Origin of the sequence: Halodesulfovibrio sp. MK-HDV, from assembly GCF_009914765.1 — a bacterium.
GTDB lineage: Bacteria > Desulfobacterota > Desulfovibrionia > Desulfovibrionales > Desulfovibrionaceae > Halodesulfovibrio.
This window is the reverse complement of the sequence record NZ_WYDS01000022.1, coordinates 22445-43818: the sequence shown is the minus strand read 5'-3', so window position 1 is coordinate 43818 and position 21374 is coordinate 22445. Positions and strand designations below refer to the sequence as shown.

General features: G+C 43.5%; 17 protein-coding genes and 1 tRNA gene. 8 read left to right on the top strand and 10 right to left on the bottom strand.

All coding sequences use genetic code 11. From position 1 onward, the window contains the following. Nucleotides 1–55: 55 nt before the first annotated feature. From MKHDV_RS15840 to MKHDV_RS15825, 4 genes are all read left to right on the top strand, one after another. Nucleotides 56–1279 carry a hypothetical protein gene (locus tag MKHDV_RS15840; protein ID WP_160717003.1) on the top strand — a complete coding sequence of 408 codons (1224 nt, stop codon included), beginning with the start codon at nucleotides 56–58 and terminating at the stop codon, nucleotides 1277–1279. A gap of 169 nt (nucleotides 1280–1448) precedes the next feature. Then, the gene (locus MKHDV_RS15835) at nucleotides 1449–2705 is read left to right on the top strand and encodes a LysM peptidoglycan-binding domain-containing protein (RefSeq protein WP_160717001.1); all 1257 of its coding nucleotides are present in this window, start codon (nucleotides 1449–1451) and stop codon (nucleotides 2703–2705) included. Continuing rightward, entirely contained in the window at nucleotides 2650–3399 is a 750-nt protein-coding gene (locus tag MKHDV_RS15830) for a pesticin C-terminus-like muramidase (RefSeq protein WP_160716999.1), read from the top strand. Before MKHDV_RS15835 ends, MKHDV_RS15830 begins: the two co-directional genes overlap by 56 nt. After that, nucleotides 3396–3836, top strand: coding sequence for a hypothetical protein (locus MKHDV_RS15825; RefSeq protein ID WP_160716997.1), 441 nt, complete (start codon nucleotides 3396–3398; stop codon nucleotides 3834–3836). Before MKHDV_RS15830 ends, MKHDV_RS15825 begins: the two co-directional genes overlap by 4 nt. A gap of 112 nt (nucleotides 3837–3948) precedes the next feature. Here MKHDV_RS15825 and MKHDV_RS15820 read toward each other — a convergent pair whose 3' ends face one another. Further along, on the bottom strand, nucleotides 3949–4197 hold the full coding sequence (locus tag MKHDV_RS15820; protein WP_160716995.1) for a hypothetical protein: 249 nt from the start codon (nucleotides 4195–4197) through the stop codon (nucleotides 3949–3951). Nucleotides 4198–4582: 385 nt separating this feature from the next. Between MKHDV_RS15820 and MKHDV_RS15815 the strand changes: the two genes are divergently transcribed. Beyond that, nucleotides 4583–5782 (top strand): hypothetical protein, encoded by a 1200-nt coding sequence (locus tag MKHDV_RS15815; RefSeq protein WP_160716993.1) that lies wholly within the window; start codon nucleotides 4583–4585, stop codon nucleotides 5780–5782. A gap of 51 nt (nucleotides 5783–5833) precedes the next feature. Here the strand turns inward: MKHDV_RS15815 and MKHDV_RS15810 are convergent, their stop codons facing one another. The 7 genes from MKHDV_RS15810 to MKHDV_RS15780 all read right to left on the bottom strand — a co-directional run bounded on the left by MKHDV_RS15810 (nucleotide 5834) and on the right by MKHDV_RS15780 (nucleotide 13585). Beyond that, a complete protein-coding gene (locus MKHDV_RS15810; protein ID WP_160716991.1) occupies nucleotides 5834–6337 on the bottom strand; it encodes a hypothetical protein in 504 nt (167 codons plus the stop codon). 52 nt (nucleotides 6338–6389) lie between these two features. After that, a complete protein-coding gene (locus tag MKHDV_RS15805) occupies nucleotides 6390–6617 on the bottom strand; it encodes an ogr/Delta-like zinc finger family protein (protein WP_160716989.1) in 228 nt (75 codons plus the stop codon). Beyond that, nucleotides 6610–8493, bottom strand: coding sequence for a terminase gpA endonuclease subunit (locus MKHDV_RS15800; protein ID WP_160716988.1), 1884 nt, complete (start codon nucleotides 8491–8493; stop codon nucleotides 6610–6612). The genes MKHDV_RS15805 and MKHDV_RS15800 overlap by 8 nt, the downstream gene beginning before the upstream one ends. Beyond that, entirely contained in the window at nucleotides 8483–9157 is a 675-nt protein-coding gene (locus tag MKHDV_RS15795) for a hypothetical protein (RefSeq protein ID WP_160716986.1), read from the bottom strand. The genes MKHDV_RS15800 and MKHDV_RS15795 overlap by 11 nt, the downstream gene beginning before the upstream one ends. A 1-nt stretch (nucleotide 9158) precedes the next feature. Further along, nucleotides 9159–10640, bottom strand: coding sequence for a hypothetical protein (locus tag MKHDV_RS15790; protein ID WP_160716984.1), 1482 nt, complete (start codon nucleotides 10638–10640; stop codon nucleotides 9159–9161). A 357-nt stretch (nucleotides 10641–10997) separates the two neighbouring features. After that, nucleotides 10998–12917, bottom strand: a complete 1920-nt coding sequence (locus MKHDV_RS15785) for a DNA primase family protein (RefSeq protein WP_160716982.1) — start codon at nucleotides 12915–12917, stop codon at nucleotides 10998–11000. Between the two features lie 581 nt (nucleotides 12918–13498). Further along, nucleotides 13499–13585: transfer RNA gene (locus MKHDV_RS15780), tRNA-Leu, on the bottom strand. Nucleotides 13586–13830: 245 nt separating this feature from the next. Between MKHDV_RS15780 and uvrA the strand changes: the two genes are divergently transcribed. Both uvrA and MKHDV_RS15770 read left to right on the top strand, forming a co-directional pair. Next, nucleotides 13831–16602 (top strand): excinuclease ABC subunit UvrA, encoded by a 2772-nt coding sequence (gene uvrA / locus MKHDV_RS15775; RefSeq protein ID WP_160716980.1) that lies wholly within the window; start codon nucleotides 13831–13833, stop codon nucleotides 16600–16602. 92 nt (nucleotides 16603–16694) lie between these two features. Next, nucleotides 16695–17972 (top strand): NYN domain-containing protein, encoded by a 1278-nt coding sequence (locus MKHDV_RS15770; RefSeq protein WP_160716978.1) that lies wholly within the window; start codon nucleotides 16695–16697, stop codon nucleotides 17970–17972. A gap of 112 nt (nucleotides 17973–18084) precedes the next feature. On the opposite strand, the gene msrA is transcribed toward MKHDV_RS15770, so the two are convergent. Together msrA and MKHDV_RS15760 are read right to left on the bottom strand one after the other, a co-directional pair. Then, nucleotides 18085–18693, bottom strand: coding sequence for a peptide-methionine (S)-S-oxide reductase MsrA (gene msrA, locus MKHDV_RS15765; RefSeq protein WP_160716976.1), 609 nt, complete (start codon nucleotides 18691–18693; stop codon nucleotides 18085–18087). Between the two features lie 82 nt (nucleotides 18694–18775). Continuing rightward, the gene (locus MKHDV_RS15760) at nucleotides 18776–19717 is read right to left on the bottom strand and encodes a phosphotransferase enzyme family protein (RefSeq protein ID WP_160716975.1); all 942 of its coding nucleotides are present in this window, start codon (nucleotides 19715–19717) and stop codon (nucleotides 18776–18778) included. 209 nt (nucleotides 19718–19926) lie between these two features. Between MKHDV_RS15760 and MKHDV_RS15755 the strand changes: the two genes are divergently transcribed. Then, a complete protein-coding gene (locus MKHDV_RS15755; protein ID WP_216846943.1) occupies nucleotides 19927–21366 on the top strand; it encodes a DEAD/DEAH box helicase in 1440 nt (479 codons plus the stop codon). Nucleotides 21367–21374 lie beyond the last annotated feature (8 nt).

The following is a 21374-nucleotide window of genomic DNA, read 5'->3' as shown; positions in this document are numbered from 1 at the left end:
GTTTTATTTTTATGTTTTAAAAAAAACAAATTATTAAAATAAGATAGGTGTGGTGATGGACGTTGAATTAACGAGTCTGATTGGATTACTAATTGTTATTGGTTTATTATTTCTTTTCTGTGGTTTTATTCTTTACGCGTTGTACTCTGGAACCAAGCATCTTCAGAAGGTGGTGAAGGATTTTAGTAAGTTTCCATGGGTAGGCAGTTTTATAGCGCTGGGGTTTAGTATCCCTATGGCGATATTTTTTTTGGGTATGTTTGACGCGCCAGAAAATAAAAGAATGTTTATAGCAATAAGTACTGCTGTTGGTACAATGGCTCCTTTTTTCTCAGTCGCAATGATCGCAATGGTCAAATATCAACATGAGGAACTTTCTGGGCAACGTACAGTACAAACTGAGCTTGCAGTATTGGATCAATATCATAAACATAAAACAATCTTCTTTGAAACATTGGAAGCAGTAGAGAAGCGATACCAAAATCGTTTTGCCATTTCTGATAAAGAGAATCTTTATAAAAAAATTTTTCCCAATAATACTATCCGAAATGTTAGCCTAACCTCACTAATTAATGACAATGCTTTTTTATTTGAGTTAAAATCCAATGTGGACTCTTGCTACACAAATGCGCTGCATGTCTCCAATCTTTTTGATGGGAAAAATACAAATTCAATTAGGCCGATGATATATGGGGAAAATTTAATCTCTAACTTTTCAGCGATTACATTAAATCAACTGCAACTAATTTATTCAAATTCCGAAACATCAGTAGGCCAAGTCGTACTTAATGCAAGACGAACTGGACTTAATATATTCTCAGCAGAGGAATGCTTACAAGAAGTGCAAGAAGTAGTTAACACCTTATTGAGCTATTCTGGAAATGATCCATTTGAGATTTCTGCTGAACTTTCACAAATTAATATCAGCTCGACATTTATATTTCTTTTTAAAAATGGCAGCCTTGCAACAGGAAAATATTTTTATTTACTCCCCTTTACTGATAATTTTTTTCAAGATCCCGTAAGAGCTTACTGGAAATTGCTTTCACTTACTGATAAGGGAAAATATTTATTTATTCAAAATGTTCGGTTGCTACATCACATTCTTACCAACGAAGGAGCAGCACAGAAATTTTACTTTGATGGACATATTCAACTGCAGTTTATTATGAATGGGCTTCAGTTCGAGAAAGATAAAATATCCTGTGAAGATGCTTCGGTAGTCAAACAGGTCACAAAAATATTATCTACCATCAAATTTACTCCAAAAGCGGCTTAAACTGCCTCATTACACCATGCACTCATAACTTCACCCCGATCTGCTATAACAGGCAATCGGGGTTTATTGTATTCTCTGGGAAAAGCAGCCTTAATCGCCTTTACTTTTTTAAATAATTTAGCGTTATGCAAAGTTTTCAATATAACAACAAACACATATAGATAAAATTATGAGTTATTACTTTGAACGATTTGAAAAGCTTAGCAGAGATAACGCAACGCTGATAGAAGGAAATCTTGATGCAGTTACAAAAGCTGAATTGCAGCGGATATTGCCTACAGGAAGAATGTTGCGGTCTATTCAACATGATTTGCAACGGGGAGAGCTGTTCCTTCTTTCAGCATCACCAGATACACCGCTTTTTAGTGATGTCGATGGAGAACTGACTTTAAATAATTCGCATGCGATGACACTTTCATCAGAGGCTATAACGCATGCTGAAAACAGGCTTGTTACATCCTCACCTGAATTTTCGAGTTCTGCAGTATGTGATTCAAGCGACAGTCTGCCACCTGCAGAAGAACCTGAATACGTATCTCAAGAAGTTGCAGCGGCTACGCGAACTGAGCCAGAAAAAAATTATAGTTATCATCTTGAGATAGTATGTCCCTCTGACAAGAGAACAACATATGCTCCGGGAACTTTTAATTTGGCTGAACTAAGAGATGAAGAGGCTAGCTTGGTGTTAGCACAAGATACTTCTGCTACGGACACCGTTTGGCTTTCTACCAAAGCAGCCTCTGATAAAAAGAGAAAATTATATTACAAGCCTCAAAGCGGAATTGGAGGCGGGAGTAACCTGTTTGCCTGTGACGTGAATTTGTTTGAAAAGAAGCCTTCGAAAGCAAATGAAGTTTTGATTCCCGTGATACCAGCTGTGCAGATCGATGAACTTCTAGGTTTTCCTACAGAAGGGTATTTCTACCATTTTTATCAGAAGAAGCTTATTCAAGAGTTTAAAGTAACAGCGAATAAGGACGAGTGTATTTTTGCAGTAACTCGTTCTCATTTGAAAACTTTAAGTGATGAAATTGTAATTACTAAAACTCATCATCACATTCTTATCTATTGTCGGTTAAATGGTAGCGTTGTTACTGGACAGCACCTTGTATATTTAAAAAAGAAAATTACTGCTGCTGAAATCGCACTAGCTGAAACTGGGAATTGGCTTAATGAATATGGTGTTGAGATAGATGTTGCGGCTCTTCGTGCAACATTAGACGAAAAAGTTATTGAGCGTCCCCCTGCACCAACTTACAAAGTGGTAAGTGGAGATTCTCTTTCAAAAATAGCAAAAAAGAAGAGCACCACAGTCGATGAACTTAGAACATTAAATCCTAAGTTTCGTACTTCGTCGTTACTTTCGATAGGTGAAAAGATTAACTTACCAGATCGTTCTAAAAAAGCAACCAGTAGAGAAACCTAAGACTTATCAACGGCAGGAAAATGCTTGTTATGCATCGAAAGAAAAAATATTAATCCCAACTATATTAGCCTTTCGGGAGAGTTTAGTTGATTCGACTTGCGCTGTTGTAAACATTAGGACTCTTAAGCTTTGCCCGAATTGTGGGAAAGAGAAAGTGTGCAAGGTAGACATCGATTACGACTTCATTAAAGCACGAGAGGGATTTATCCTTACTGCAAACGTTCCTAATCCTAAAAAGAGCCAAAGCGGAGTAACTATTGGTTGTGGCTTTGACTTAGGACATCATAGTTTGGTTGATTTACGAAAAATGAATCTGTCTACGGCATTAATCACTAAGTTTACCCCTTACTTAGGGAAAACAAAAATGACTGCTTATAATTTTTTGGCTAAGAAGCCTTTAACTATTTCATCTACTGAAGGCACAGAGCTTTATTGGAAAGTCAAAAAGGATGAAACAGCTAAAGTAGTGCGAAGATATAATCGGGATAGTAAAGTAAAGTTTGAATGTCTTTCTTCCAAAAAACAAACGGTCATTGCTTCAGTTAGCTATCAGTATGGGACAAGAGCACCGATATTTTGGGGTCATGTGACGAAGCAAGATTGGAAGAAGGCTCATGCAACATTACGAAACTTTGGTGATGATTATTCTTCAAGAAGAAAATATGAAGCTGATTATTGGGAGTCAGAAATATGAACAGAGTCAAAGCGATATTTATCGCAATTATGTTACTGGCTAGTGTTAGCTCTTCATATGGGGCCTCAATTACTCCAGAAAAACTTATTCAATCTTTCAACTTAAGAACTGTGTATAGTTCATATGCACAAACTTTAAAAATGTATTGTGCTGATTACCCAAAAGACTTTTTTGATAAAAAAGATATCAAAGTTACACAGAAATCTGTAGTTTTTGAGAGTAAGACAAGGTACCTAAAGCTAGAGATTTTAGATGAAGATTTAGTTGAAATGACAGATATTATTAAAGGCAGGAGCTATTCCACAAAATCTCAGCACCCTGTTTTCTTTGATGAAAAAAATAAAGATATTAGAACGAATGAGACCTACATAGACTATGAGATAGTACCTTGTGTACCTTTTACTGAGAAGTGCAGAAGAGACATGGAAGAAGATTAAGCCGCTTCATCATTTTGTACTTTCATAAAATTCACCCCGACTGCCTTTACAGGCAATCGGGGTTTTTTCTTACACATAATTTATCTGATAGGGGATGTTACTGCCCATCATGTTAGCCTCCTCGCACAATCTCTTTTACGAGAGATCCTTTCACCGCAAGAGATCCGAATTGATTTTCCATACCGTCGGTTAATTGTTCCATTCTGCGTTCTGCATCATTGCAGAGAGAAATAAGAACATTACCCGCGATAAAAGCAATATCTGCATCGCTTTTCTGGAGTAGTTCTGCGTAGGCTTGGATAGGGTAGAGAATTTCACCTAAGTGATCGATAAGAGCAGTGGATGAAGTGGAATTAGGCATGATGCCTCCTATGTATATCGGTTGTTCTAAGAACCAAAATAAAAAATGTCGGGAGCTTAGAACAACGCTACATAGTGCGCCCTGCAAACTTTTCCCATACGGGTGTTGTATGGCTTGCAGACTCCCGACAAAATAGAGGCAAAATAAATTTGGATGCACTAATTCCACGGAACGTCGGAAAAAGGGCACAAAAAAGCCACTGCTGACGGGAGCGGTTGTCCGCTATGTATTAGGTGTGTTCTAAGCACCGATACCCATTAAGCATGTGATTGTGTGTGGTGTCAAGGGATTGCAGGAGCATTCCCTATTCTGAACTTTTCTAACTATCCGATTTATTTATTTGATTTGCTTTCAGGAAAGCGCTACCTCAAAGCCGGAGGCAGTAATGACCATAGTTCGTAGTGTCGTTCTTGAGTATATCTATATAGCGTTAATCATTTTGGGGGAGATAGGAGTGTTTTCAGATTTTAAGTTCTTTAGAAGGGCTGCGAGCTTCGTAAAAGACAAAGCCGTTCAAGTTGCTTTGTTCTTTGGAGTTGTGCCGCTTCTTTTTCTTATTCATTACTGGGCTGTCGGAGGATACATAGCTTTTGATCCAAATGTAAGATCAGATGTTATAGATTGGGCATCAGTAGGTGCTATGGCTGCTGGATGTTTTACAGGGATGGCTGCTTTTTTTACTCTTGCGACGTTATTGCATGCTAAAAAAATAACAGAAGTAACGGCATTTGCTGATCACAAAAAAGAATTTTTATTATTGCTTGAATATCTTGAAGAAGCTGTTGGTAATGAATTTGTTTTTCGTAATAAACTAAAGTTATACAGAAAAATTTTTCCAAATGCTTTATCAAAAGAAGATCTGATTCCAAATAGAAGAGTACTTTTGTATTTTAATAAGTATCATGATGGATTAGCTCTCAAATATGGCTCAAGCTTTGAGGAGCCGTTAGGAGCTATAGATATGTTTAAAGACCTAGTAAAAACGATTCCAGAAGCATTATTCATCAGTTCAACAAAAAAACAACTAGCCTTTGGAGATGTGACAACGAAAAATGGGAAACCGTTGGGCTTAAATATAGCTGATATCAACAGTTATAGAGAAAAGATGCATACAGTATTTGATGAGCTAGTCTACTTTGCAAATCAGACAAATCTTACTGCACCTCAATATTCATCACCTGATGTTTTGTTTTTGTTCACAAAGACAATGAGGGGGTGTAATAAATTAGCTGTTGCTGGTGAAAGCAAAATCAACTTTTTAATATTTATAGCTGTCGAGATTAGTTGCTTTGAAAAAGAGTTAAAACCGTATTTCCCTTTGCTGCGTATCACACGAGATTTCCAAAAATATCTCACTGATATTTTGCAGTTATCACGATTAGAATCAGACGAAAATTTCATGCAATTTTTCCGTGAATGCTTTGAAGTGTTGCAAGGTGCAAAGGGGAAGCTGAAAAAGATAAACTCTTATGGCTCTACAACTGACTTCGAGATCAACAGAATTTCAAGTTATATACTCGAAAGATTTCCCTGCTTCATGGATGATCATGAGCCTAAGCCGCCTCATCACACTGCACACTCTTAATATCCACCCCGATCTGTTGTAATAGGCAATCGGGGTTTTTACTAAGGAAACTTAATCGACTTCACACTGTGTGAAGAATGCATACAATGGTTTTTCCCCATAATTTTCGAATGTATTCATTGGGAAATCGTATAGATCAAGCAGTAACTGTTCTACATACTTTGCTATTCTATTTGGAAATTCAAGGTATGTTGCGTATAGATTTATATTTTCACCAAAATCTTTTGTTTTCACATGATAAACCATCCGATTTAAAATATCTCCCTTGCCGACATATAACGCGGTCATTTGAAATAACTGGTGATTAGGACAATAATCATCTTTATTCCATATTATGTACAAACCTTTTTGTGTTGTTATCCCTAGATCTTTTATAAAATGGTCTCCGTCATATTCGAGACTCGCAAACCACGTTATATTGGTATGTTGGATTTGCTCCAATGTGAGTGGTGCGTTAAGTTCTTTAGCAATAGCTTGGTCAAAGTCTTGATCATAGTCTGGGCACTGACATCCACATTGGTGTTCCCATGGGCAGAAAGATATACTTTGGTTCATTTACACCTCATTACTTATAAGTCGGTATATCTATATGTTAGTATGAATGATATCAAGCCGCCTCATCACATTGCACACTCTTAATATCCACCCCGATCTGCTGTAATAGGCAATCGGGGTTTTTGCATTTGTGGTAGCGAATGCGGATACCGCCCTCTGATTTCTTGGTGGTATGAACGCGCGCACGTTTTCCGCAGCATGGGCAGATTGCCCCGTGTGTTCCGTAATCAACGCCGGATTTTGCTTGAGCGATAATTGTAACGATTGCTTTTTTATTCATACTCACCTCCAAATAATGTCATGCCATCTGTGAACGGGTTTTCCTGTTTCTTTGGTTTCTCTTTCGCATCAATTGCTGCATCTTCCACCGGAGCTGCTTCCTGCATACTGCCTGCAAGTTCATTTAAGCTTGGCTTCCATTGCCAGTGGGCAAGGGTGAGGTGTGTTGTCAGGCAATCCAGCCAGTGGTTAGCCCGCTTGCGTACCCATACTTCTTTGCCGTTCTTTTGTCGTTCAAGCTCTTCTGAAGCAATTTCTTTGAGGTATTCCTGTGTGGTGTCGCTGTGGAAGGTTATCGGCTCTTCTTCCCAGCCTTCAGCTAATCTCCAGAAGCAGTCACGCTTGAATAGGTCTGTATCGATAAAGTGCAGAGACAAGCCGCCTCGTATGGCGCGTCCGTCTGGGTACTTATCCAGCACTTTGTGATAGACGGCTTCACCGACACGAATGCGGCTCATACCTTTTGTTCCAAACACAACACCCGGACGCAGAGACAGCAGCCATAAATATGCCTGCATGGTTCTGGTGGTTTGTTCGTCCTTGTTTTTGCCGCCGCCGGTATCGACTGCAGCGCGCCAAATTCCAAGCTCATTTCCTTCCAGCGTTTTGTACCGGCTTTCGAAAATGAGCTGTTGCAACTCTTCAAAGGTTCGTACCACGCCATAATCCACAACATGCTCAGCACGGGGCAGGCCATGCGCGCAGACAGAATATTTAAAGTGATCTTTCTGCATGTCAGCTGCAAAGGTCAGGCACTTTGCCCAGTCCGGAATTATGCCAACAGGAAGGTGCTTGGAGATGCAACGCTCCAGTTCTGTTTCGCTCTGCTTGAGCTGCACGAATCTATAGGGCTTTGCACACACATTGTTGTCGAAGCGCTGAAGCTTGCGCGGGTGTCCCTGCGCCTCAAACCACTGGCATAGAATGTCAGAGAGCGACACAAGTGGAGATTCCCATGCGCGCATATGCACAGCCACAACAACAGCCCCTTTGCGCTTACCACGGAGGGAAACAAGCTGGCCGTTCATTAGTGCTTGGTTTCGCGCCTGATCTGTCCACAAATAGCCGCATTTTTCGCACTGGTAACGCCCAAGCTTTTCACGGCGGATACGCTGCGGGTCTGTGCTACCATCACGCGCTACAATATTCTGGTGTTCCATTATCTGTGCAGTACGGCAGACGGGGCATACAGCTTCACGCACTAGCCATGTATCGGCCTCGGCGTTGGCATCAAGCCAGATTGTGGACTCATCCTCATTCCCTTTGGGGCGGCATAATCGCGCGATCTTGGAAAGCCCAAGCCCTGTGTAAGCGTCTGTTCGTTCTTCCATTGCTAGTACTGCAGATTTGTCCTGATAGCTGTCTTCTTCATCGACAATTACGATAGGTGCAGAAAAAGAACGGGCGCGGGAGTCAGAACCAGACCACATGCCGAGAAGGGCAGCTCCACCGGTTAACTGAATTTCTGTGTTCTGTAGGGCATCAATGCCTTTCAGTTTCTTTTTTAGAGGGGTGCAGAGCCGGAAATATTCATGCAGCGTTTTGGTAAACATTCGGCGCACAGAACTTTCATCCGCAAGACCATAGCCCACGTTGTCGAGTCTGCGCATAAGCGCTGCAAGCAGCCACGTAATAATAATCGTTGTTTTGGTAGACTGTGAAGGCGCAATCAAAAACACCTTACGCACCTGCTCATCATCCAGAATATCAAGAATTTCTTCAGCGCTGGGAGATATTGCCGGATTCCACAGCTGTCCTTTGTACGGGCCTGCTACAACGCGCACGTTTTTACGAATCCAATCAAAGCTGCGCATGGCTTCCGGCATGGAAAAGAATTCACATTCACTTTGCGTTAAAGCTATCGGGCTAGGCTGCATCTTTATTCTCCTCAGCTTCAAGCATTTTTTCCCAGGCTTGCTGCATTTCTTCTGTCCACCATGTGCCAGTGGCGTATGAATCCAAGAAGTGAACCATTTGTTTGCGCCACATGCGCGTAAAGTGCTCAATGCGTGAATGGGTAAAATCAATTACCAGCGGGATTCCTTCTTCCGGATCTGCATTGAGACGGGTGCATAATTCTCGGGCAGCTGATTCGGAGCCGCCAAATATCTCAGCAACTTTTACGGCATTATCAGGAGCAAACTTTTCCAGTCCTAGCTTAAATGCTTTAGCGCGTTGCCCCAGCTCAGCTTCCATTACTGTGGTGGGAATAAACTTGCCGCGCTCTTTATCCAGCAGAAATTGCGCCCGTTCTGCTTGCACCTGTTTCAGCTTTGCTTCTGCCTTTGTTTTTGCTTCCGGTGCAAGACCATCACCACCCACTGGGATGCTATCCTGTGGGGAAGCTACAGTAATTTTCTTCTCAAGATTGCTATGGCCGTATTGGTCAACTTCTGCTTGAGAAAAGCCACCGCCTCTGCGTGATCGAATTTTACGGGCAGCTATAGCCTTGCGTACTTTGCCGTCGGAACACTGGTAGCCACACTCGTTGGTGAGATACTGATGCACTTGGTGCGGGTTTTCAAAAATACGTCCTGCCATGCTACGCTGCCTCCATATACTTCTTGAGCAATTCAACCATTGTCGGTTGTCCATCTAATGAGCGTTTGCCCCAGTTGATTAGTTTCCTATCTTCATTTTGCCGCCACTTAATTTCTAACTTTCCTTTTTCAAGAACAAGTTGTGCCCCTCTTGGTTGCGCGTATCCATGCAGCTTTTTATAGACTTCGATCGGTATTTTTTCCGGTGGCGGCAGTGGGCGCACAATACGGGCTGAACTTGGAACAGGTTTCAATACTGGAGTCTCTTTTGTTACAACATCGGCTGATTGCTGCGGCACAGGCTGCTTTGCGACATCCTCTTCTTGGTGCGCTGTCTGTTCCTGTGCATCCCCTTGCGTAGCGGTATCTATCGAAATTTTTTTCTTCATATGGTCTGGAAGGCCGGCAAGAAACCATGCTTCAACAGAAAGCGGTGTATTGGTGAGGTCTCCCAAATCTTTTCCGCATGACTGAGGCACAGGCCAACGCACTGCGTTTGGATACATATTCATCCAGGCAAAACGGGCGTTGTTCCACGGCTCAAAGTGGTGACTGTTTGTTGCGCCTGCTTGGTCTGCATCCAGAGCATTAAGAATCAAGTCGGCCTTGTTCAGCAGGGCGTGTTGTTCTTCAGTAGGGCGAACAGAAGCACCGCCAAGAGCCATTGAAGCTGCGCCATATTTTTTTAATTCTTGAAAAGCCAGCTCCGCATCGCGGATGGTTTCAACCAGTACGAAAATCTTGCTGTCCGGATTACCGATGATCACGGGGCCTTTGCCGCCACCTTTGATCTGGTAGTATTTAGGCTGCCCATCTTCGCGCCGGATCTGCATGCGCGTCACAACGCCATCTTGCAGGCAGGGGAAAACAAAACCTGCCGGAAGCATGATGCAGCGTTCACGACCGTTCTCGTTTTTCTCAGTTTCCAAGCCCCATGAAGAATACGGGCGAAATGCACGTTCTGGGTTCCAGCCTATGAGCTGTTCTTTTACAGTTTCAATCTGGATGCCCCAGTTCCAAAGCTGCTCGAGCAGTTCAGGAGACTTGAGCAAAATCTCGTTGCATTGCTTGGCAAACTTTAGCGCATGATCAGACCATTGCTGTGGTGCTTTTTCTTCAGGCTTTAAGTTTACTTTTCGTTCAAATTCTCCGTCACGGGCGCGGTTCTTTGCGGAGCGCATGCCCGTTTGCCCTTGCGCGTATTCGTTAATGAACTCGCGCATCCCGTCAGGATCTCCGGTTTCCCTACCGTGTGCCAAATTGTACAGCCCGATAAGGTCGGTAATACCGCCACAGGAATAACACTTGGCCATGTCCCATTCAGGATAATAGATAAAGGCACCACCCGGTGTTCCTTCTGTGTGCATAGGGCAGTGGGCAGAAACCTTGTCCTGTGTGCTGTGTTGTTCATCAATGCCTTGTAAAAGAGAACGTGCAATTACTTCGCGTTCATGGTGTCCAAGGAATTCTAATGCGTAACCCATAGTTATCTCCGCCTAAGTATTGAGCGAATGTTTTTATCGACTATTGCAGAAATGGCTCTCGACCTTCAAATTGATCGTCGATTAAGTATAAAGTCCTTTGTATATAGCTAGTTAAGCGAGTGCTCGACCTCTATCGACCTTTTGCCGGAAACTATTCTCTCAATAGTGTCTTCAAAGAGGGCGTTTTTAAGCCTTTTTTCCTATTCTCTTCTTTTTTTTACTCTTAACTTTTCTTTTAAAGATCGAAGAAGGTCGAAAAGAATAAGATAAAGTCTTAAAAAACGGGCTGTTGTGTTAATCGACCATCGCCTTTTTGAGTCGATAGTTTGTCTCAAAAATAGTCGAAAGGTCGATTTCCTATTTATTACTTTCAGGCCGATCTTCTGCTCGATATCCGGGCTTAATGGTGATGCCAACATAGTGGTACACGTTGGTTTTTCCACGGGTAAATTTCTGCTTCATTTGATCGCCAAACTTGCGATTGCTAATGATATATTTCTCATCGATGTTGAGTTCTTCTTTGCAGTAGCAGGCAAAAGATTCATACAAATGTTTGGCTTGAGTGTGGATATTTGAGTCGTGTGGATGTTCTTCGCACCAGTTGCTAATCCATGCCCCAACAGGGTCCATATCTTCCTTATAATTTTCGATCTCATGCATCACACTTAGTGGTGGGTTAAGCGCAAGATCAGAAAGAAATTTTCGAGCGCAACGCACAATCCAAGAAAGAATACCCGGTGCTTCTTCTTTCAACTTTTCGTCCACCAAACTGCGTGGCATGGCGAGGTAGATATGCTTGGATTCATCCACCTCATGTAGATTTTTGGTAAAACTCGCATTGAATGGAATCAAACGGAGGCGATTAAAAAAGGCTCTGTCTGCCCCGTTAACTTGCGGCATGAAGTTCGCGTGGATAAAAAGTTTGCAGCGTGGTTTGAACACCACTTGTGACGTGTACAAGCCGCGAGCGCTGATTTCATCAGAGCCGGTAATTTGCTTGATAATTTCTTTGTTGAACTTTTCCCCTTGGTCTGGCTCTGAAGCAATGGCCATACGCAAACCATCAATGACGATTAGGGCAGGGTCAGGGCCATCTACTTTTTTTCCACTTTGCAAGAGTACTCCCTTGCTTATTGTTGACGCATAACCGCCAACCACATTTTTGATCGTGTCGAAGAGGCTTGATTTTCCATTGTTGGCGCTGGGGCCAAAAGCAACATAAATTTCTTTATGACTGTCTAGGCCAGTGACGGCATAGCCGATTACTCTCTCAAAATATTCAAGCAGCTCTTGATCGCCGCAAAACACCTTGTGAAGAAAATCAGTCCAGAATGGTGCTTCTTCATGTAGTCCACGATATTCACATTCCGAGGCATAACGCATTTTGTATTTCGGATCTGGCGGCAGGAGGTGGCCAGTTTTAAGGTCAATAACTCCATTAACGCAGGGCAACAGAGTGTGGTCTTTGTCCCACTCGGTACCATCCATTCCAAGAGTATCTTCACCGCTAGTTGCCATATTTAGGATGCCAACAGTGCGGCGATCGTTACGGAGCTTGTCAGCACGGTTATTGAATTTTTTGTTGTTGTAGTGTGCTTTAGATAATTCTTTTTCTTTTTCTGCCAGCGCAATAAGATCGGCTTGAGCAGGCTCGTCTGCATCGCTTATTTTTTTGACAAGTATTTCAATCTGCTCTTGGAGTTCAGAAGCTTTTTTGCTTTGCATTTTGGCGCCCCGGTCAAAATGTTCAGCCAGCTGTACAACCTCTTTTCTATGCTGTTTTTTTGCGTCATCTTCCCAGTGGGAGTTTGTGAATCGCATAAACTGCTGCCGCTTGTGGTCGTAGCAAAATTGATCACCAATTAAATCGATCAAGAGCTCTGCATCACCAAGCTGTTGGCGGCGGACAGATTCCACCAGACGTTCAACACGCGGCCCACGCTTTTCTGGAACGTGTAACACCTGCCAAACCATTGCCGGCGGCGGTGGGGTTTCTAGGTCATCACGCAGACGCTTGGGCGCGTTGTCTTTGTTCGGGTAGTTTTTCTTGGTTTGTTCCCATATTGATTGTCGCTCTTCAGCTACTTGTGCTTGTATCAATGCGCGTAAGTCTGCTTGGCTGAGTTGTGCAACTTCGATGGCAGTAAGTTTCGGCGCAGCTGGTTGTGCGTTTTCCTCTGCCGGACTGGGAGAATTACTGGGAGAACTATTCGGTGAGGCAGTCTTCTGTTGTTTATCAACAGAAGTTGCAGGGGTAGATTTCTTTGCACGGCTCATGCTGCCACCTCCAATGTATAATCAAAGCGAGTTGGGACACATTGCCAGTTTAAAGAAACGGCGTAGAGTTCATGCGAACGATAGTGCAAAGATATTTTGATTGAGGCGATAAAGTTCCGTGAAACAAATATCCATCCAACTTGCAGGAGCGAATGAGGTGCTGATGAACTGTGAGCTTGCACGATTTTCAAGTTTTCACTTTTTTCTAAACATCGCATCCATAAACGCAACGCGCCCCAAACGACCCCTGTGGGTTGAAAGGCTGGAAAGAACCTACGATGCTGCGTGCAATCGTTGGGCAATAGCTGCCCTTTAGACTTTCTTGTGGTCTTTGAGATAGAGAGGAGGGGGAGATGTAGGGGGAACGCTTGCGTTGCCCTTGCCGGAGCTTCGCTGCCGGCGTTGGATAAGGAGGCCGCTGTTGCGGCATCTTTTGTTGTATTCTTGATAGGATATGAAGGCAGTATTCCTGCGGTAGATTCGCAGAACCGCACCAAGACCGTACCAAAACGGGCTTTAAGCACGAAAAAAGGGATTACGATCCGTCGTGAAGACAGTACGTAACCCCTTGAAAATGCACATGGTACCGAGAGGGAGACTTGAACTCCCACAGCTGTAAAGCCGGCGGATTTTGAATCCGCTGCGTCTACCAATTCCGCCATCCCGGCATGTGTGAAAATGTGTCTATGAGAAGTAGCGCCCGCTGTCAACAGGTTTACGTAATCTTTTTCGTTTTTTTGAAAAAATATAGCTGACTGAGACAAAGCTGTGAAGATGTGGGCATGATTTTCTGCCAATCTTGCTTTTCCACAATTCAGGGGTTGCGTAAACTGGATAACTGATTACATACTGCTAGTGTCTACTTCTTAATGATAACTAGTTACTAATAGTGCAGTGCACATATGAGATAACAATGACCAAAGATAATGTGATTCATATTGAAGGTGCCCGACAGCATAACTTGAAGAATCTTACTCTCGATATCCCGAGAGATGAGCTAGTTGTTGTGTGTGGCCCGTCGGGTTCTGGTAAGTCTACGCTTGCTTTTGACCTTGTATATGCAGAAGGTCAGCGACGCTATGTGGAATCTCTTTCTGCGTATGCTCGACAGTTCTTGCCGCAGATGGATAAGCCGGACGTGGATAAAATTGAAGGACTTTCTCCTGCAATATCTTTGGAGCAGACGGCCTCTACCCGTAACCCGCGTTCTACAGTGGGTACAGTGACAGAAATCTATGACTTCCTGCGTGTGTTTTATGCTCGCCTTGGAACCATGTATTGTCCTAAGTGTGACAAGCCGATTTCTGCCCGCGCTGCAGATGAAATCATTAATGAAATTTTAGAGCTGGAAACCGGCACAAAATTTATGCTGTTGGCTCCGCTTGTTGAACACCAGAAGGGCACCCATGCTGACAAGTTCAAAAAGCTGAAGGCGCAGGGTTTTGTACGTGTGCGCATTAATGGGGAAATGCATACCATTGATGACGCTCCAGAGCTTGAAAAAAACAAGAAGCATACACTTGATCTTGTTATCGATCGTCTTGTTATTAAGGAAGGCTTACGCGGACGTTTAGCGGACTCTGTTGAACTTGCGCTTAAATATGGTGAAGGAAGACTCATCATTTCCATTGTCGGTGGTGAAGATAGAGCCCTTTCTACTGAGTCGGTTTGTCCTACCTGTAAGATCAGTCTGCCGCGCCTTTCTCCACAGCTATTTTCCTTCAACAGTCCACAGGGTGCATGTTCCCGATGCTCCGGTATCGGTTCTGTAGACTATTTCGAACCAAATTTACTTGCGCCGAATAAGGGCTTATCCCTTAAAACCGGCGGCCTGTTGCCTTGGAAGAATCCTAAAGTCATGGAACGTTATTCTGATGACCTGACGGCTCTGGGCAAAAAGAACGGCTTTACGCTGGAAACTCCTTTCGCTGATTTTTCTGCTAAAGCATGGAAGGCGTTATTTCAAGGTCAAGGCGATTGGCCTGGCGTTGTTTCTTTACTCGAACGTGGTATGCAGTTTGGTCATGCATGGCGTGATGAGCTTTCCCGCTACAGACAAAGCCATCCTTGTCCGGCTTGTGATGGCGCGCGATTGAAAAAAGAATCTCTTTCTGTGCGCATTGGTGAGCATTCAATTCACGCGTTCTGTTCTCTGTCTATCTGGCGTGCTCTTGAGTGGCTACAGCAGCAGACATTCTCAGAATCACATATGGTAGTGGCAGAGCCGTTGTTGAAAGAGTTAACTCATCGTCTTGGATTTATGGTGAACGTAGGGCTGGATTACATTTCTCTTAGCCGTAATATGTCCACATTGTCCGGTGGTGAAGCACAACGTATTCGTCTTGCCTCTCAGCTCGGTTCCGGCCTTGTAGGGGTAACTTACGTGTTGGATGAACCTTCTATTGGCTTGCATCCTAAAGATAATGTCCGCCTTATCAATACGCTTCGTAGTTTGCAGAAGCGTGGTAACACCGTGCTTGTTGTTGAACATGATGAAGCAACAATGCGTGAAGCAGATACGCTTATTGAGCTTGGACCTGGTTCCGGTATGCTCGGTGGTGAAATAATGTTTAATGGTACTGTCGATAAAATGCTTAGCGAAGCAGACACTCTTACCGCTAAATACATGCGCGGTGAGATGGTGATCGATATCCCTGAAGTGCGCCGCGTTGCTGAAAATGATCTTGTACTGCAGGGCGTTTCTACGAACAACTTGCAAAACCTGAATGTTAAATTCCCGCTTGGTACACTTACCTGTGTAACTGGGCCTTCTGGTTCCGGTAAAAGTTCGCTTGTTGTGGATTCTTTGTACAAGCACATCGCACTGGCAAATTCCATTAAGGTGGATAACCCGGGACAGATTAAAGGGATTAAAGGGCTGGAGGATATTGAACGTATTGTTGCAATCGATCAGACTCCTATTGGACGAACACCGCGTTCTAACCCTGCGACCTATACTAAAATTTTTGATGAAATCCGTAATATCTTTGCCATGACACCGGATGCAAAAAAACGCGGCTACAAGCCGGGGCGTTTTAGCTTCAACGTTCGTGGCGGACGTTGTGAAGCCTGTAGCGGTGATGGTCAGATTCGCGTTGAAATGCATTTCCTTCCAGATGTGTATGTCACTTGTGATGTCTGCGGTGGTAAACGCTACAGCCATGAGACCCTTGAGGTTCGTTATAAAGATAAAAACATTGCAGATGTTCTGAGCATGACGGTTCGTCAGGCGAAAGCGTTCTTTGAAAATCACCCTACATTGAAACGCCGTCTATCTGTTTTGGAAGACGTAGGACTTGAATATATCCGTCTTGGACAGCCAGCGACGACTCTTTCCGGTGGTGAGGCTCAGCGTATTAAGATTTCTAGAGAGCTTGGTAAACGTAACCTTCCTGGAACATTGTATATTCTTGATGAACCGACAACCGGATTGCATATGCACGAGGTTGGCAAGTTGATACGCGTACTGCAAAAATTAGTAGATAAAGGCGCAACTGTTATTGTTATTGAACATAATACCGATGTTATAATGGCAGCTGACTATGTGATCGACCTTGGTCCCGGTGGTGGTGAGAATGGTGGGCGCGTTGTTTCAGCGGGAACTCCGGAGGAGATTATCAACGACACTAACTCTGTCACTGGTACATATTTAGTTGCAGAGCAAGCAGTTAGGAATAGTTCATAGTTGCTATTTCTATGCTGGGCAGGTATCACTGTAGGTACTAGAGTTATGCTTTTATAATCTGATTTGTTATTTCTATCCGTAATGAGGAAAATATGGATCGAAGAGGTTTTCGAAATCAGTATGGATTTGAGGAGGTGTATAGCGCTTTATTCGTCGATTTCGACAATATATACACGCGCTTGGAAGAGATAGAACCATCAGCAGCACATGTGTTTGCAACTAACCCTCAGCGATGGCTAAAGTGGTTGGAAACTCATGCAGTAAGAATGCTTTACGGTGATGGAGTTCGCCGTCGTATTTTAATGCGTTGCTGTTATCTCAATCCGCACTGTTACCATCAATACAGGCCCTTTTTTATCCGCGCAGCATTTAACGTGATTGATTGTCCGCCTCTTACTAATCAAGGTAAGACAAGTGCAGATATTCATCTTGTGATGGATGCGATGGATACTTTGAGCCATAAAACACATTTTGATGAATTTATTGTACTTTCCGGAGATGCGGATTTTACGCCGCTTCTGATTAGGTTGCAGGAACATGCGCGTCGCACATTAGTGCTTTCTGTGGGGTATGCATCCCCAGCGTATACAGCAGCAAGTTCTTGGCGTATCCGCGAAGACTGGTTTGTACAGCAGGCCCTTGAAGAAAAAGGGTTTGAAGAGTATCCGGCACAGCCTCGGGCAGAGGAAGAAGAGAAAAAAGATACCAATGCAGACATCATTCTTCGTGGAGCTGATGTTGTAAAAAGTATGGTTCAAGATTCTTCTTCTCCGGTACCTCTTGCGCAGCTATCGCATAATCTCCAAAAAGAACTGGACGCAGGGCATGACTGGTTCGGGTATGGTAGATTCCGCGAATTTTTAGAAGCGCTTGAACTTGGCGAGTTGGAAATTTCTAATGTTGTACCTGGATATGTGTATGATCCAAGTCGACATGATGAGCCAGAAGAAACTAGCGTACGAGCAGAATTTAAAGCACAGTATCCGGAACTGTTCGACTTTGCACTCAGAGTACATCGTCTTACAGATGTTCCATTGTTAATGCCTGCACACTACAATCAGCTTCTTGAGTTTATTGTAGATGAGGTAAACGAGAATGGCTTCTTCCTCACGAATACATCGCGCAATGTTCGCGATAAGTGTGTAGAAGCAGGCGTGCCAGTAGGCAGAGCGCACGTAAACTTTGTTCTTGTTGGTATCTCACGCGGCGGTTACCCACTTTCTGAACAGGATGTGGTATTGGTCGACGAAGTGAAAAAGGCATTTATGCGTAACGTAAAGGATTTATGCAGTCGAACCCAGTTCGACCTGCGTAGTGAAGAAATCAGTCTCTTGTTTGAGTGGATGTCATTCAAACAGGAAAAAGAATAGCTCTAAAAGAAAGCTGGAAGCATATGCTCCCAGCTTTTTTCTTGTCTCGTTTAAGTCTTACATAGCGTAAAAAAGCCTTCCATCTAAGTGTGGAAGGCTTTTTTTGCTTTATCTAGTGCTTGTACTCGATGCCCCAAATGTCCATGAGTCGTTCATCTCTTCCGCAACGATAGCGGTAGAATTTGTAACGAATTGGATTTTTGGTGTAGTAGTCCTGATGGTAATCTTCAGCTGGCCAAAACTCTTTGGCCTTGAGAATGAGAGTTGCAACAGGGCGTTCGAAGCGTTTTTCCACCTTTTTTTTGCTGGCTTCAGCTGCGATTTTTTCAGTCGAATTCATATAAAAAATTGCACTTCTGTAAGTAGATCCTTTGTCACAGAATTGGCCTTTTTCATCGAATGGATCGATGTTGCGCCAGAAAAGCTTGAGCAAGCCTTCGTAGGTAACTTTTTGTGGATCGTAGATCACTTTGATTGCTTCAAAGTGCCCGGTAGTACCAGTACCCACTTGTTCGTAGGTTGGATTTGATGTGGTACCGCCTGTGTAACCCACAACGGTATCCAATACTCCGTGAAGCTTGTCGTAAGCAGGCTGCATGCACCAGAAACAACCACCTGCAAAAATAGCAGAGGCTTGAGGTGCAGCATTTGCCTGTGCGGTGAAACTTGTCATAACACCCACCAAGAGTAATGCTAAAAGAGTTGGTTTGTATGTAAACATAAATGCTCTCCTTTGAGGTACGCCCGTTAGTTTAGCACAGCAAAAACGTGACGGGGATATGATTAGGAGGATAAAAGAGCTATTACATAGCGTATCGTTGTTTCCAAAATTTTTCTATTTCTGAACGGCTTCTAGTCAATAGACGCATATAATCCAGTTCAAGTTCCTGCATTTCGGTGTCGTCTTTACGTAGCCATTCTGAAAGCCATGCAAAACGTAATGCTATAACCGCAGGGATCAGGTGATGAATGTTTGCGGCAAACAGAGGGTTTTGTGTGTACAGTGTCGCGACCAGTTCAGGCACAAGCCCATTGATCAGCCAGTTGGGGTGTTCAATGCCGACACATCCAATGCAGTTCGCTGCATCATAAAGTACGATTTTTTCTCCGGCAAATTCCCAATCAATAACGCCTGCAATGTCTGTTTGATGCCATATGATATTGAGCGGGTGGCAATCCCCGTGTGCTAATGCAAGCGGGATAACATTTTGCTCAGTGAAAAATGTGTCCAAGTGCGGGAGAATAGTTTCTAGTTGTCGAGCAATGTCTGGTCTACGTTGTGTAATTATGGTGACAATATCTGCTACATACTCCGTCAAAGGCGGTGTGGAGCAGAGCGGGGTTGGAATTTGCTGACCTGCTGATTGCAGCGTGTTAATAAAGGTGCCTATAGCTCGACCACGTACTTTGTCTGCACAGTATGCAGGGCGTGGAAGATCTGTCCCGATAATAAAGGGCGTCATCTGATATGGTACACCTTCATGAATAATCACAGCCCGTCCGTCGCTTGTCAGAGCTGGTGCATGGACAAAAGGAACATTCTTGTGATGCAAATCAGTAAGAAGTGTCCCTAAGGTATTGCGCCATCCTGCCTGAGCTTCCTTGAGTTTTTCTACAAGCCACAGTTTCCCGTTAGTATCTTCAGCAACAAAGCGAGCAATGCAACGCTCCGGACTGCCGGGGATTTCTATGTCAGGACGTTGTCGTCCAAAGGTGAGAGAAAATTTTTCAAAAAGTGTTTTCATAATATGTTTTCTTAATAGTAACTAATATTGATTTGGTAAGATACCTTTTGAGTACAACGGTGTCCAGCTAAATTGAAAAGCAATGAAAGCGTTTTCGTAAGTAAATTGCTACGATGTATACGGTAAAGCATTGCACTTAGCGGGTCAGATGGGTATTGTTAAGAAGTTGTGCAGGGGTTTTGCTTTTATCGTTTTCCAAGGATTGTATCGTGAGTTTTGCTCATTTTTCTATGCATCCCATGTTGTTGGATGCCATTTCAGCTCAGGGTTTTACAGAACCGACTCCAATTCAGGAAAAAGCAGTACCACCAGCCTTAGCTGGACATGATCTGCTAGGATTAGCCAGAACTGGAACCGGTAAGACCTTGGCTTTTGTGCTGCCTATTTTGCACAAGTTGCTCACTAGTTCCGGCAATGGTGTCCGTGCGCTTGTCGTTGCGCCTACCCGTGAACTCGCAGTACAGATTTCTTCTGATATTCAGCAAATGATTCGTAAAACAGATCTGAGTTGCGTTACTATATTTGGTGGTGTTGGTCTGCATGCTCAGCGGCAGCAGCTTAAGGGAAATGTAGATGTCGTAGTGGCGTGTCCGGGCAGATTGCTTGATCATGTTCGCCGTAAATCTATTGATCTTTCTAAAGTGAAAATGCTGGTGCTGGATGAAGCGGATATGATGCTCGATATGGGGTTTATCGAAGATATTCAGCAAATTTTACAACTGACTAACCAACGTGATCAGACGTTACTTTTTTCTGCAACCATGCCGAAAGAGTTGGAAGTCATGGCAAACCATGCCATGAGTAACCCTCTACATATTCAGGTAGATTCAATTGCACCTGTCGAAAGTGTCTCTCATGACATTTATCCGGTTGAACAGCATTTAAAGACTCCATTACTGAAAAATATATTGCGGTCGATGGATTTTCAGTCATTGATTGTTTTTGTTCGTACCCGATACGGAGCAAAACGATTGTGGCGACAGTTGGGGAACGCAGGGTTCGATGTTACCTGTTTGCAAGGTCAACTAAGCCAGCGTAGACGGCAGGAAGCCATGTGCGGGTTTCGGCGTGGTAAGTACGCAATCTTGGTAGCAACAGATATTGCTGCCCGAGGGTTGGATATTTCTTGCGTTTCTCATGTTATCAATTACGATTTTCCGCCGACTGTTGATACATATATTCATCGAATCGGCAGAACCGGTAGGGCAAGTGCCATAGGCAGTGCTTTTACCTTTGTCGCTCCGGAGGATGCACCAATGATGAAAACATTGGAGCGTGCCCTTGGAGATGATATTACTTGTTGCTACGTGGACGATTTTGATTACAGTGCGCAGCAACGAAGTACGGCAGCGAAACCTGCACAGTTGAGAAAACAGCCTCGACCTCAGCGAATTCGTAAAAAAGGTTCTATAATCGGTGCAGAACAATCTACACCGAGAAATCGTCCTGCACGTCAGAACATGCCAGGGCGTCCGCAGGCACAAGCGCGGATTATTTCGAAGCCGACAGAGAAAAAGATCAAGCTGGAAGTGGTCAATTTGCGTCCAGCATCACGCACAGCACTCAAGCAACCGCATTCGCCGCGTAAGCTTAAGAAGCTGAGAATAGAAGAAAAGAAATTTCAAGAAACTGATGAAAGTCAGTCATAGCAGGAGAC